We start from the raw sequence: 13,192 nt of genomic DNA, 5'->3' as shown, positions 1-13,192 counted from the left end.
GCCGCCTCCGATGGTCACCTCGGCCGATGTTCCACGATACCCTCGTCGGCCGACCGACCGCTGGTTCGCCGAGCCCGGGTGAGCGGCGCACGATCCGGGGCTAACCTGACGGCCATGAGCCCCCAGGATGTATCCCTCAGCGACAGTTACACCGGCGATCTCTCGGAGTCACCTCGGCCTCAGCGGCGAACCCTCGGCTCGGCGACGATCGTCAAGATGTCTGTCGGTCCGATGGACAACAACGTCTACGTGATCACCTCCGCACAGACCGGCGACCAGCTGATCATCGACGCCGCGAACGACGCCGACCGGATCCTCGAGGTGGTCAGGTCCCTGCCCGGTACCCCGAAACTGATCTTCACCACACATCAGCATTTCGATCACTGGCAGGCGCTGACCGAGGTGGCAGGCGAACTGGGCGTGCCGACGGCGGCGGGCCGTCTCGATGCCGGCGAGCTGCCCGTCACCCCGGACCGGTTGATCGATGACGGCGACACCATCGAGGTGGGCGACCTCACCTTCGACGCCATCCATCTGGCCGGCCACACCCCCGGCTCGATCGCGCTCGCCTACACCGACGGCGACGGGGTTCACCTCTTCACCGGCGATTGCCTCTTCCCCGGTGGCGTCGGCAAGACCTGGGAGCCCGGTCATTTCGACACGCTGATCGACGACGTGTCGACCAAGATCTTCGATCGCTATCCGGATTCGACGGTGGTCTATCCAGGGCACGGCAAGGACACCACGCTGGGCGCCGAGCGTCCTTCGCTACCCGAATGGCGCGAGCGCGGCTGGTGATCGCGCGGGACGACGACGCCGATTCTCGTCGCGCGTACCTGCGGGCGCTGTCCGCGACCGGTAGCCTCGATGAGGTTCACCACTCAAGTCGTGGGGGGTCGAACATCCGAGTTCTGTCACGAGGAGGCCGTCAATGTTGATCCGCCGAATTGCCCGACCCATGCTGGCCACTGCCTTCGTTGCCTCCGGCATCGATGCCCTGCGCAATCCTGCGCCCAAGGCCGAGATGTCGCGGGATCTCGTCGACAAGTCGGTCGAGGCCCTCCCGAACAGCGTCACCGACAACGTCCCGACCGAGCCGGAGGTCTTGGTGCGGGTCAACGGCGCGATCCAGGTCGGCGGAGGAATCCTGCTGGCGACGGGCAAGTTCCCGCGTTTCGCCGCCCTCGGTCTCGCGGGTTCGCTGGTCCCCACCACGCTGGCGGGCCACCCTTTCTGGGAAGAGACCGACCCGGCGGCCCGGGCTCGGCAGCGCACCCAGTTCTACAAGAACGTGAGCTTGCTCGGCGGGCTGCTGATCGCGGCCGTCGACACCGAGGGCAAGCCCTCGCTGGCGTGGCGTGGTCGCCGCAAGGCAGGCGAGGCGGGCCAGGCGATCACCGCCGCCTTGCCGATCGGAGTGGCCGCATCGGAATCGACCTGGGACACGATCCGCGAACGCTCCGCAGAAGGCGCCCACGTGTTGGGTGAGCGTTCCGCCGACGCCGCCGAGGTCATCAAGAATCGCGCCCCCGGGATCGCCGAAGCCGCGCGCGACCGTTCCATCGAGGCCGCCGAGGTCATCAAACACCGTGCGCCCGAGATCGCCGAGGCCGCGCGTGACCGTTCCGTCGAGGCCGCGGAGCTGATCCGGCACCGCGGACCGGAATTGGCCGGTGCGGCCCAGAAGCGATCCGCAGATCTGGCTGAGGCCGCCCAGAAGCGTTCCGAGAAGGTGACCAAGGCCGCCCAGAAGCGATCCGACAAGGCAACCAAAGCTGCCCAGAAGCGATCCGACAAGGCAACCAAGGCCGCCGAGAAGCGCGTGACCAAGGCCGCCGACCGCATCAAGGATCGTGCACCCGAGATCGCCGACCAGGCGGCGGCACTCGCCGGCAGTGCGAAGGACAAGGCGTACGACGGTGCCGAGGAGGGCCGGCGTCGCTGGCGAGAGGCCCGCTCATAGACGCTCTTCCCGACCCCCACGGCCCGGGCAGGCCGGAAACCGACGACAGGACGGTTTTCCCCGCCCATGCATACCCATGGGCGACACCCGACGGCGTCGACGATGACCACGTGCGCGAGGACTCCCTCGCCGGCCGGACACTCGTCGTCGCCGTCGGGTCCAACGCGTCGGCCGCGGTACTGCGCGCGAAGCTCGCGTCGGTCGTCCGCGACACCGAGCCACCGATGGTCCGGGTGACGGTGTCCCATCTGGCCGCCGGACACTCCGCTCACGTCTCCGCACGCGGATACATCCCCGCGGCGCCCTACCTTTCCCCCGGGGCGCGACTTCGTACCGTCGGCGCCTGGCTCACCGACGACGAGACCGCAGTCCTCGACCACACCGAACCGAATTACGATCGCATGATGCTCTCCACCGCCGACCACCCGGTCGTTGCCACAACCGTTGTCCCCCAGACATTCTCGCTGTACGTGTCGCGGCACGGCATTCTTCGGGATGCACACACGGCCATCACCGTCCCGCTGGGCTCGCAACGGTCCGCCATCCGATGGCTCGGCGAGCGACTGCCGGATCCGGCGCTACGCGGCGCGGCGGAAACCGTGTGCCGGCGGCTGGCGGAGCCGCCCACCGCCGCGCGGCTCACCGCGTCGATCCGATCGGCGGACCTGGCAGGCGACGCACAACTGGCGTCGACCACATCTCACGAAGGCGTGGCACGACGGTGAGCTCGACAGACACGGAAAAATCGGAGTCCGACGTGGACTCGCGGATCAGCGAGGAACAGTCACATCTCGATCAGGTCTACGGACGGCTCGATCGCATGCGCGCCAACACGCAACGTCGACTGTCGTCGACGTTGCGCGAGAAGGGTGGCACTCCACAGGCGCGCTCCGAACGCGAATCCTATGAACGCATGTACACCGACGATCTCGCCAAGTTCGATGCCGCCGAACACAATCTGTACTTCGGTCGGCTCGATCTCGACGACGGCGAGGTCCGTCGGATCGGCCGTATCGGCGTGCTCGACGACGACGACGCCGACACCACACTGCTGCTCGACTGGCGTGCGCCGCTGTCTCGGCCGTTCTATCTGGCCACGCCCGCGGCTCCCGAGGACGTCGATCGTCGCAGGCATGTCCGGACCCGCAGCAGGCGGGTGCGCGCCGTCAACGACGAGTACCTGGCTCTCGGTGACGCCTCTCCCGACGACGTCGGGCACGGGGACGTGGTCAACGAGACCGCGTTGGTCGCCGCGCTGAACGCGGCCCGCACGGGCGAGATGACCGACATCGTCGAGACGATTCAGCGCGAGCAGGATCTGATCATCCGATCCGCCCACCGCGGGGTCACGGTCATCCAAGGCGGGCCCGGTACCGGGAAGACCGCCGTGGCGCTGCACCGGGCGGCGTACCTGCTGTACACCCACCGGGACATCCTGTCGCGCAGCGGCATTCTGATCATCGGCCCCAACGACGACTTCCTCACCTACATCGGCCAGGTTCTCCCTCGCTCGGTGAGTCTGGTGTGCTCCTGTCCACCATCGGCGATCTCTACCCCGGCGTACACGCCGCGGCGACCGAGAGCCGGCAGGCCGCCGCCGTCAAGGGCGATCTACGCATGGTCGATCTGCTGAAGCGCGCCGTGCGTGCCCGACAGTCGTTGCCGTCCAAGCCGGTTCCCGTGGACTTCGACACCTATCACGTGATGATCGATTCGACGTTGATCAAGGCGGCCCGAGCAAAGGCACGGAGTTCTCGCCGCGCACACAATCTCGCCCAGCCGGTCTTCTTGCGCACTGCTCTGGACGGCCTGGCCCAGGCGCACGCCCGCGCGATCGGCTCGAGTCTGCTCGACGGTTCCCAGCTGCTCAGCGGCGCCGACATCGCCGACATCCGCGACGAGATGAGTCAGGATCCCGAAATTCGTCGCGCGGTCCTGCAATACTGGCCGAAGTTGACGCCGCAGGCCATGCTGCGCGATCTGCTTGCCGATCCCACTGCGGTACGCAAGGCCTCCCCCGGCTGGTCCGATGAGGATCGCACCGCGCTGCTGCGCCCCGCCGGCCGCCCACACGCCGACAGCGCCGACCTGACTCCGGCCGACGTCCCGCTGCTCGACGAACTCGCGGAGTTGATCGGTTACGGCACCGACGATGCCGAGCGCGTGGAACGTGAACGCTGGCGTCGTCAACTCGCCGACGCGCAGGACGCGCTGGACATCCTCACCGGGTCGGCACCGCAGGATCTCGAGGACGAACTCGATCCGGAGATCCTGATGGCGTACGACCTCATCGACGCCGAGCAGCTGGCGGCCCGCCAGACCGAGACGCAGCGGCTGACCACCGCCGAACGCGCGCACGGTGACCGGAACTGGGCCTTCGGCCATGTCATCGTCGACGAGGCGCAGGAGTTGTCGGCCATGGCCTGGCGAATGGTGATGCGCCGCATACCGAACCGCTGGATGACGATCATCGGTGACACCGCACAGACCGGCGACCTGGCCGGTACACGCTCCTGGGGCGATGTGCTGACCCCCTACGTCGCCGACCGGTGGCACCTACGTGAACTGACCGTCAACTATCGGACGCCTGGCGAGATCATGACCTACGCGACACGCATGCTCGCGCAGATCAGTCCGATGCAGTCCCCGCCGACGTCGTTGCGGAGCAACGGGATAGAGCCGGTCGCGATTCGCACCGACATCGCCAAACTGGCACAGGTCGCGGTGGAGGTGGCGGGCAAACCCGAGCTCAGCGGCGTCACCGCGGTGATCGTGCCCGCCCGTCTCCGTGACGACGTGATCGCCGAGTCGAGCGACATCGATTCACCACCACGTGTTCTCACGGTCGGCGCATGCAAAGGCCTCGAGTTCGACAACATCGTGGTCGTCGAGCCCGCGGCGATCGTCACGGACTCTCCCCGTGGGTACTCGGATCTGTATGTCGCACTGACCCGGGCGACGCAGCGACTGACCGTGGTCCACTCCGAGGACCTGCCTGCCGAACTCGCCGACCTGCCGAGAGCGAGCAGCTAGGACGAGGAGTCCGCGCTCCCGGTGAGCCACGACACCGCGTCGTCGATACCGATCACATCCGCGTATTTGGCCTGCAGATCCAGCAGATTGGCATCGTGTAACGAGGCCTCCCGATCGCCACACGCATCCGCCACGATCAGCGGGCGGAATCCGTGCTGGAGCGCATCCGTCGCGCTTGCGCGAACGCATCCGCTGGTCGACAGCCCGCAGATGTACAGCGTGTCGATTCCCTGGGCCGTGAGCGTGGAGGCCAGCGACGTACCGAAGAACGCGCTCGCATACTGCTTCGTGACCACGGTGTCGTCGGGTCGCGGCCGACATGCCGGCACGAAGTCCGCGAGCGCGGACCCCTCCTCGAACACTTTGAGCGACGGGATCTTTCGGCGGAACAGGCCCCCGTCGGCACCGCCGGGCAGATAGCTCACCCGGGTGAAGACGACTGGGACACCCGCGCGACGACCGGTGTCGATGAGCACCGCGGCGGTTTCGACAGCATCCTCGACGGGCGCGCGCAGCGGCGACGAGTCGTCGAGATAGGCCATGGCGAGGTCGATCGCCAGTACCGCAGGCCGGCGCCCAGGCCCCAGACGACCGGCGAATCCCGATCCTCGATACGACCCGAGGGTGTCGTTCACGTGCGAACCGCCTTGCGGACGTTCACCGGCGGTCGTGGTGCGGGCAGCCCCGTCTCCTCCTCACAGCGATCGATGATCTCGGCGAGCGAAGGTCCCTTGTCGAAGACCGGCAGTTCCCCCCGGTGGCCACGTAGATCCTCGCGGCGCGCACGGGTTGCCGCCGCGTCGACCACACCGTCTGCATCGCAGACCACCCCATAACCGTCGGCAGCACCCTCCACGCTGATCAGACGTCGACGCACCTCCAGCGCGACCAGGTCGGGGTCACGGTCGAGAGGATCGCCCCATCCGCCCCCGCCCCACGTGACGAAGTGCAGCACATCGTCACGAAAGACCGGGACGTCGTGGATCTTGCTCGGCAGGATCTCGACTTCCCCGAAGCGCGCTGAATCCACTTCCTGCCCCGGGCGCCCGGTTTGCCGCCGTTGACTCCCCACGGGTAGGTCAACCATCGGTCGTCATGGATGGCGATGGTGCCCGGCTCGGCGAACCGATACGCCACATCCACACCGTTTCCGCCGCGGTGCAGTCCGGCGCCGCCGGTGTCGGCGATCGTCTCCCACCGTTCGATCCGGAGCGGATAGTACGACTCGAGGTACTCGCACGGGATGTTCACGAACGACGGCCACAACGAGTGACCGTCCGGACCGTCGCCCATCGGACGTCCGGGTATCCCCCCGAAGCCGATCGAGTACAGCTGGAACCACTCTCCGTCGCGCGATCCCCCGTCGTAGTGACCGGAGTACATGAAGTGCGGTGACGACGAGAATCCGGCCGCGTTGAGGATCTCCGGATTCTTCTTGCCGAGAAGCCCGCCGAACAGATCGAACACCCGGCCGATGCCATGGTTGCGGCCGTTGAGGGCGGCGGGATATCGCGGCTTCCAGAAGGAGTCCTCGGGGATGGTCACGTCGATGAGTGGGTAGAACCCGTCGTTCCACAGGATCTGTGGATCCGCGACGGTGATGACGTAGATTCCGAAGAACATCCGCACAAGATTCTCGTTGATGAAGTAGTTCACCGGACCGACGGCTTGTGGCGCCGCCTCACTGAAATCGAGATGGATCTTCTCGCCCGTTCGAGTCAGCTTGATAGTGAGTTCGTAAGGCCCGTAACCACATCCGTCGTCACAGATGTAGTCGCTGAACTCGACGGTCTCACCGTCCTCGAACAGTGTCGCCAGGAGAACCTTCATCGCCTGGTAGTTGCGGTCGAGCAAGGCGTCGAGCGCGGAGAGGTAGACGTCGACGCCGAACCGGTCACACAGCTCCACGATCCTGCGCGACGCCGTGGTACACGCGGCGACGAGACCGTTGAGATCGGCCCGGTTCCAGTCGGGCATCCGCACCTGGTTCAAGATGATGTCGAGGGCGGTCTCGTTCATCTTTCCGGCATCGTAGAGCTTGAACGGTGGGATGATCACGCCCTCTTCGTAGATCGTGTGTGCATCGGCGGGCATCGAGCACGGCGTCTTCCCCCGACGTCGGACATGTGGCCGAACATCGACGACCAGCCGACCACCCGGCCGCTGTGGAAGATCGGCAGCACGATGAGCCAGTCGTTGGCGTGGCTGATGGCCGCGCCACATGCATAGGGGTCCGAGGTCAGGAGGATGTCGCCCTCACCGACCGTGCCGTCGAAATTGTCCAGGAAGTCGGGTACCGAGAGACCGAACTGCCCGACGACCATCTTTCCGCTGGGGTCGGCGATGAGCGGGAACTCGTCGTGTTGCTCCCGGATCCCCGGGACAACGCGGTGCGGAACAGCACCTCGTCCATCTCGTATCGCGCATTGCGCAAGGCATTCTCGATGATGTCGAGGGTGACGGGGTCGACCGGGACCTTGTCGACGGGTGTGCTGGCGGTCTCGACGATGGTGGCCATCGGGGCTCCTGATGTGTGAGGTCGGATGGAGTGGCGACGCGTGGTCAGAGCGGACGGATGAGGAGGCTGGCGTTGGCGTGGACGGTGGCGGCATGGCCGGTGAGCACCAACGTCGTCGAATCCATCTCGGTGATCACGGCCGGCCCCTCGATCACGTTGCCGGCGTTCAGCTTGGCGCGGTCGTAGATTCCCGCCGACACCTTCGACCCGTCCATCCACACCTCACCGGTGCGGACGAGCGCTGCCGAAGAGTCGGTACCACCGTCGGTGAGCGGTTGCCACGCAACATCCGGGCGCGGGCCGCTCACCGTGACACGCAGGTTGATCACCTCACGCTCGTTCTTCAGCAGAAAGGAGAAGAGGCGCTGGTGTTCTGCGTCGAAGGCCGTTCCGAGGCCAGCGAGGATCTCACCGCCGGCGATCACGTCTGGATCGAGGTCGACCGGGATCTCGAATCCCTGTCCGTGGTAACGCAGATCCACCTGGAACCGGGTGGTCTGATCCTCGCGGGCGACACCTTCGGCCGAGAGCCGTTCTGCAGCCGCATCTGCCAGTTCCCGGAAGGCCCCCAGCAGTTCGTCATCGGTCGTCTCCGAGAAGGCCCGGATGAATGTGCGAGCGCTCTCCTCGCGCAGACATGTGGTCGCGTCGCCGTATGCGCAGAGGACACCCGGCGAGGGCGGCACGATCACCGGCCACGAGCCGGTGAGTTTGCCGAGCGCGTTCGCGTGCAGCGGTCCGGCTCCGCCGAACGAGACGAGAGCGAAATCCCTGGGGTCGTAACCCTGTTGGACACTCACCAGGCGCAGGGCGCCGAACATGTTCTCGTTGACGATGTCGACGATGCCCGCGGCTGCCGCTTCCACACCATCGAGACCCATCGCGTCGGCGATCGACGACACCGCGGCACGGCTGGCCTCGACGTCGAGTTCGACCTCGCCGCCGGCCAATTCGCTCTGCAGATACCCGAGCACCACGTTCGCATCCGTCACCGTCGGCTCGGTACCACCGCTGCCGTAGGCCGCCGGGCCCGGGTCGGCGCCTGCCGACTGTGGCCCTACCCGCAGCGCCCGTGTCAACTCCGGGACGTGCGCGATCGACCCGCCACCCGCGCCGACCGTTCGTACATCGACACTCGTGGCGCGCACCGCGAGATCGCCGACCTTGGTCTCCCGGCCGATACGTGGTTCACCTCCGAGGACCAGCGCGACATCCGTCGACGTCCCGCCCATGTCGAAGGTCAGGAAGTCGGCGTATCCCGCCTGCTGGGCGAACCACGCGGCCCCCGTCACGCCTCCCGCCGGACCCGACAGCAGCAGCGACACCGGATCCTCGGCCGCCTTGGCGGCCTGGACGAGGCCGCCGTCGCTACGCAGGATCGACAGCGGTGCCGAGATACCGTCCTGTTCGAGCGATCGCGCGAGATTCCCCACGTACCGCGAGACCTCGGGCTGGACATAGCTGTTGGCGACAGTGGTGAGAGTGCGCTCGTACTCACGCATCTCGGGCAGCACGTGGCTCGAGATCGACACGGGGATACCGGGGAGTTCCTCCGCCGCCCAGAGCGCTATCTGTTTCTCGTGCGCGTCGCTGGCGTAGGAATTGATGAGCGCGACGGTCAATGCCTCGATGTCGGCATCGGCGAGGCTGCGCAGCTGTTCACGAGCCTGCGCCTCGTCGAGCGCGGTCACCTCCACACCGTCCGCACCGATCCGGCCGACCACCTCGACCGTGTGCTCGAGCTTCGCCAGCGGCTCCGGTTTGGGCCAGATGATCCAGCCCGCGAGGCCACCCGGGACGAACGACCGAGCGATCTGCAGCACCTGACGGAACCCCTCGGTGGTGACCAGCCCGACACGGGCGCCTCTGCCCTGCAGGATCGCGTTTGTCGCCACGGTGGTGCCGTGGAAGATCTGTCCGAGCTCGGCGAGGTCGATGCCGGCTTCGGTACACACCTTTCGGATGCCGTTCAGCACACCGATCGACTGGTCTGCGGGCGTCGAGGGCGTCTTCGCGCGGTAGGTGATGCCGGAAGTCTCCTCCAGCAGCAGGACATCGGTGAAGGTTCCGCCGACGTCGACGCCCAATCGGTAGCGCATGTGGTTCTCCAAGGTCGTAGAAGTTTGTTTGCGTAGAAGCGGAATGCAGAAGGGTCAGATGATGCCGCGTGCGGCGAGCCCCGCCTGCTCCGGCGGCGAGAGCCCCAGGATGCCGCCGTAGATCTCGCTGTTGTGTTCGCCGAGTTCGGGACCTGGCCTGCGTACGGCCCCAGGCGTGTCACCGAGCTTGGGGAAGACCCCGGCCATCGGGAACTCGCCGAAATCCGGATGTGCCAACCGGACGATCGCGTCGCGTGCGGCGAAGTGCGGATCGGCGAACATGTCGCGGGCGGTGTAGATGCGGCCGGCAGGCACTCCGGCGACGTGCAGGATGTCGAGGACCTCGTCGGTCCCGTGATCGGCAGTCCAGGCACCGATCAGATCATCGAGAGCGTCCATGTTCACACCGCGCGCGGCGTGGTCGGCGTACCTCGGGTCCTCGATGAGTTCCGGTCGATTCATCGCGGTTGCGAGACGTCCGAACACGGAGTCCTGGTTCGCTGCGACGAGCACCATCTCGCCACCCTTCGTCGGGTACACGTTGCTCGGCGCGATGTTCGGGAGAACCGATCCGGTGCGTTCGCGTTGATATCCACCGATCGACCATTCCGGAAGCAGGGACTCCATCATCGCCAGCACGGCTTCGTAGATCGCCGAATCCACGAGTTGCCCGCGTCCGGTGTTCTCCCGGTGGTGGACGGCGATGAGGATTCCGATGGTCGCGAAGACAGCAGCGAGCGAGTCACCCAGCGAGATACCGGCGCGCGACGGGGTACTGTCGGGATCTCCTGTGACATAACGTATCCCACCCATCGCCTCACCGATGGAACCGAATCCTGCCCGAGGTGCGTACGGCCCGTCCTGCCCGTACCCGGTCACCCTCGCCATGATGAGGCCCGGATGCAGATCGCGCAGTGCATCGAATCCCAATCCCCACCTCTCCAGCGTTCCGGGCCGGAAGTTCTCGATCACCACGTCGGACTCGGTGATGAGGGTGCGGGCGAGTTCCTGGCCTTCCACGCTGCGCAGATTGCAGGTGACGGACTTCTTGTTACGTGCCACCACCGGCCACCACAACGACTTCCCGTGGGGCTTTTCACGACCCCACTGTCGCATCGGATCACCCACACCGGGTGCCTCGAGTTTGATCACCTCCGCGCCGAAATCCGCGAGTAACTGACCGCAGAACGGTCCGGCCAGCAACTGGCCCATCTCCACCACCCGGAGGTCTGCCAGTGGCCCCTTGTCGGTCATGTCAGCTCTTGCCTTTCAGGTTTGGCGGTCGACGCATTCGGACGAGTGGCCTGGTCGGACGAAAGTGCCTGTAAGAGCACATGTTTTGCCGCCCGGACATGCGCCCGCATGACCGAGTCCGCCCACACCTCGTCTCGGGCCCGCAAGGCGGCCACCAGATCACGGTGGTGGGCGCAACTCCGTACCAGGTCATCTGCCGAGTAACGATGGAAGGTGCGCATGACGAGCGGTAGCTGGATCACGGCGCCGAGCATCGTCACGAGGCGCGTACTGGCGGACGCGGAACGGACGATGGCATGGAACTCGTCGTTGAGCTGGGCGACGAGGTCGAGCTGGCGTTCCGGCCCGGAGGCCGCGGCCTCCATGAGCTGACACAGTTCCGCCATCCGATCGACATCCTTGTCCTCGATGCGGGTCGCGGCACGACCGGCGGCCATGGCCTCCAAGGTCATCCGCAGGTCGTAGATCTCCTCGAGATCCTCCGACGACCACGAGCACACCCGTGCACCGCGATGCGGCAGCACCTCGACGAGCCCTTCCATCTCCAGTTGCCGTAGCGCCTCGCGAACCGGAGTGCGACTGGTGTCGGTCAGTTCGGCGATCTCCACCTCGCCGAGGCGCGCGCCCGGGGCGTAATCGCCGTCCACGATCCCGTCACGGATATGCGCGTAGACGCGGTCGACAGCTCTGGCCATCCCCACCTCCTCGCTCGATTGTTCACAATCTAAGCGACTGGGCTCCTTTGCGCTGTCCGTTTCGGTTAAATCTGCGTTTCCAATGACCTCGTTGCATACAATTGCCCGACACGGCAGGATGGGGTGATGAACTCGTTCACCGTCGTCGAAGTCGGGCCGCGTGATGGGCTGCAAAATGAGAAGGCGCTGTTGTCGGTCGACGACAAGGTCGAATTGATCACTCGCAGCATCGGAGCCGGCATGCGCCGGATCGAAGCCGTGAGCTTCGTCAATCCCAAGCGGGTTCCGCAGATGGCCGGCGCCGAAGATGTGATGGCCGCGGTACCTCGCGACGCCGGTGTCTCCTACATCGGCCTCGTCCTCAATCGCCGCGGTCTCGACCGAGCGCTCGCCGCGGGTGTGGACGAAGTGAACTGTGTGGTGGTGGCCACCGACGAGTTCAGCACCCGGAACCAAGGATGCACCGTCTCCGAGGGGATCGCTGCCGCACTCGACATCGTGCGTGACGCCCGCGCGGCCGGCGTTCCGAGTACCGTGACCATCGCCGCGTCGTTCGGCTGCCCGTTCTCGGGTGAGGTCACCGCGGATACCGTGGTCGACATCATGCGGCAGCTGTCTGAGGCCGCACCGGATGAGATCGCACTGGCCGACACCATCGGCGTCGGGGTACCCGCGCAGGTGCGGGCGCTGGCGGCCGGTGCCGCCCAGGTCGCGCCTTCGACTCCGCTGCGGTGGCATTTCCACAACACACGCAACACCGGGTATGCGAACGCGCTCACCGCGCTCGAACTCGGTGCGGCCGCACTCGATTCGAGTATCGGAGGCTACGGCGGCTGCCCGTTCGCGCCGGCTGCGACGGGCAACATCGCCTCCGAAGATCTCGTCTACGCACTCGACCGATCAGGCGTCTCGACCGGTATCGACCTGCATCAGCTCGTCGACGCCGCCGACTGGCTGTCACGGGCGCTCGGCAAGGACGTGCCGGCCCTGTTGGGTCGCGCCGGTTCGTTTCCCCCGTCCGCCTGAATGCACTCGGTCCGCCTGCCGGCCGACTGGCCGGGAGGCGGACCGTGGTAGTCCCTGGGTACGAGGGTGACTACGTCGTGTGCACGATCAGCACGTCGCAGGCGGATTTGCGTGCGACGTCTGCCGGGACCGAACCGAGAAGGCGTCCGGCGATCGAGTTCAGCCCTCGGTTACCGACGACCAGTAGATCCGCGTTGACGTCCGCGACCAATTGCAGCAACGCGTCGACCGGCGCACCCTTGATCGAACGAGCGTCGATGTTGGCCGCGCCCGCCTTGGTTGCGCGCTCCTTGGCGGTACGCAGAATCTCTTCGGTCGGAGACGATCCGGTGATCTGGTATGCCTCGTCCTTCAGCACATCGGCCGCGCCGCCCGCGCCGCGATCGTTCGGAAAGTAGGCGCACGCGATGACCAGCGAGGCTGATTCGCCTGCGGTCGCCCCCGCACGATCGACAGCCCGCAACGACGACTCAGAGCCATCGGTGCCCACGACGACCGTCTTGTATGCGCTCATCCCAACCTCCACGAGTCAGTCTGCCTCGCGGTCACGAGACAGGTGTCATCCCCACACTGTAGAACCCCTGACCCGGCAGAGTAGTTGGCA

At 66.3% G+C, this 13,192-nt stretch carries 11 protein-coding genes and 2 pseudogenes; 6 read left to right on the top strand and 7 right to left on the bottom strand.

The annotated features are described in order from the left end of the window. The first annotated feature begins 114 nt into the window (after nt 1-114). From GTV32_RS02975 to GTV32_RS02960, 4 genes and pseudogenes are all read left to right on the top strand, one after another. On the top strand, nt 115-798 hold the full coding sequence (locus GTV32_RS02975) for an MBL fold metallo-hydrolase (protein ID WP_161058879.1): 684 nt from the start codon (nt 115-117) through the stop codon (nt 796-798). A 133-nt stretch (nt 799-931) separates the two neighbouring features. Next, a complete protein-coding gene (locus GTV32_RS02970; RefSeq protein ID WP_161058878.1) occupies nt 932-1,963 on the top strand; it encodes a DoxX family protein in 1,032 nt (343 codons plus the stop codon). Nucleotides 1,964-2,073: 110 nt separating this feature from the next. Further along, complete coding sequence (locus GTV32_RS02965; protein ID WP_161058877.1) at nt 2,074-2,688, top strand: hypothetical protein; 615 nt, start codon at nt 2,074-2,076, stop codon at nt 2,686-2,688. Then, nucleotides 2,685-4,996: pseudogene (locus GTV32_RS02960) on the top strand (ATP-binding domain-containing protein). Before GTV32_RS02965 ends, GTV32_RS02960 begins: the two are co-directional and overlap by 4 nt. Here GTV32_RS02960 and GTV32_RS02955 read toward each other — a convergent pair. From GTV32_RS02955 to GTV32_RS02950, 3 genes and pseudogenes are all read right to left on the bottom strand, one after another. After that, a complete protein-coding gene (locus tag GTV32_RS02955) occupies nt 4,993-5,631 on the bottom strand; it encodes an isochorismatase family protein (protein ID WP_161058876.1) in 639 nt (212 codons plus the stop codon). The pseudogene GTV32_RS02960 and the gene GTV32_RS02955 overlap by 4 nt on opposite strands. Further along, nucleotides 5,628-5,873, bottom strand: a complete 246-nt coding sequence (locus tag GTV32_RS23115) for a hypothetical protein (protein WP_202421577.1) — start codon at nt 5,871-5,873, stop codon at nt 5,628-5,630. Before GTV32_RS23115 ends, GTV32_RS02955 begins: the two co-directional genes overlap by 4 nt. After that, a pseudogene (locus GTV32_RS02950) lies at nt 5,858-7,320 on the bottom strand (hydantoinase B/oxoprolinase family protein). Before GTV32_RS02950 ends, GTV32_RS23115 begins: the two are co-directional and overlap by 16 nt. A gap of 36 nt (nt 7,321-7,356) precedes the next feature. Between GTV32_RS02950 and GTV32_RS23105 the strand changes: the two are divergent. Then, on the top strand, nt 7,357-7,533 hold the full coding sequence (locus GTV32_RS23105; protein WP_202421571.1) for a hypothetical protein: 177 nt from the start codon (nt 7,357-7,359) through the stop codon (nt 7,531-7,533). Between the two features lie 25 nt (nt 7,534-7,558). Here GTV32_RS23105 and GTV32_RS02945 read toward each other — a convergent pair whose 3' ends face one another. The 3 genes from GTV32_RS02945 to GTV32_RS02935 are packed head-to-tail and all read right to left on the bottom strand — an operon-like array spanning nt 7,559 to nt 11,562. Next, nucleotides 7,559-9,613: a hydantoinase/oxoprolinase family protein gene (locus GTV32_RS02945; RefSeq protein WP_161058875.1), complete on the bottom strand. Its 2,055-nt coding sequence runs from the start codon at nt 9,611-9,613 to the stop codon at nt 7,559-7,561. A gap of 54 nt (nt 9,614-9,667) precedes the next feature. Then, nucleotides 9,668-10,867: a CoA transferase gene (locus GTV32_RS02940; RefSeq protein ID WP_161058874.1), complete on the bottom strand. Its 1,200-nt coding sequence runs from the start codon at nt 10,865-10,867 to the stop codon at nt 9,668-9,670. Beyond that, nucleotides 10,864-11,562 carry a GntR family transcriptional regulator gene (locus GTV32_RS02935; protein ID WP_161058873.1) on the bottom strand — a complete coding sequence of 233 codons (699 nt, stop codon included), beginning with the start codon at nt 11,560-11,562 and terminating at the stop codon, nt 10,864-10,866. Before GTV32_RS02935 ends, GTV32_RS02940 begins: the two co-directional genes overlap by 4 nt. Nucleotides 11,563-11,688: 126 nt before the next feature. On the opposite strand from GTV32_RS02935, the gene GTV32_RS02930 reads away from it, so the two are divergent. Next, nucleotides 11,689-12,588, top strand: a complete 900-nt coding sequence (locus GTV32_RS02930) for a hydroxymethylglutaryl-CoA lyase (RefSeq protein WP_161058872.1) — start codon at nt 11,689-11,691, stop codon at nt 12,586-12,588. Nucleotides 12,589-12,658: 70 nt separating this feature from the next. On the opposite strand, the gene GTV32_RS02925 is transcribed toward GTV32_RS02930, so the two are convergent. Further along, nucleotides 12,659-13,102 carry a universal stress protein gene (locus GTV32_RS02925; RefSeq protein WP_161058871.1) on the bottom strand — a complete coding sequence of 148 codons (444 nt, stop codon included), beginning with the start codon at nt 13,100-13,102 and terminating at the stop codon, nt 12,659-12,661. Between the last annotated feature and the right edge of the window lie 90 nt (nt 13,103-13,192).

Origin of the sequence: Gordonia sp. SID5947, assembly GCF_009862785.1 — a bacterium.
GTDB lineage: Bacteria > Actinomycetota > Actinomycetes > Mycobacteriales > Mycobacteriaceae > Gordonia.
This window is presented reverse-complemented; position numbering and strand designations above follow the sequence as displayed.

What these genes read in the sequence shown, in the direction of transcription:
- GTV32_RS02975 (WP_161058879.1), top strand. Translation starts at nt 115, where the DNA reads ATGAGCCCCCAGGATGTATCCCTCAGCGACAGTTACACCGGCGATCTC.
- GTV32_RS02970 (WP_161058878.1), top strand. Translation starts at nt 932, where the DNA reads ATGTTGATCCGCCGAATTGCCCGACCCATGCTGGCCACTGCCTTCGTT.
- GTV32_RS02945 (WP_161058875.1), bottom strand. Translation starts at nt 9,613, where the DNA reads ATGCGCTACCGATTGGGCGTCGACGTCGGCGGAACCTTCACCGATGTC.
- GTV32_RS02940 (WP_161058874.1), bottom strand. Translation starts at nt 10,867, where the DNA reads ATGACCGACAAGGGGCCACTGGCAGACCTCCGGGTGGTGGAGATGGGC.
- GTV32_RS02935 (WP_161058873.1), bottom strand. Translation starts at nt 11,562, where the DNA reads ATGGCCAGAGCTGTCGACCGCGTCTACGCGCATATCCGTGACGGGATC.
- GTV32_RS02930 (WP_161058872.1), top strand. Translation starts at nt 11,689, where the DNA reads ATGAACTCGTTCACCGTCGTCGAAGTCGGGCCGCGTGATGGGCTGCAA.
- GTV32_RS02925 (WP_161058871.1), bottom strand. Translation starts at nt 13,102, where the DNA reads ATGAGCGCATACAAGACGGTCGTCGTGGGCACCGATGGCTCTGAGTCG.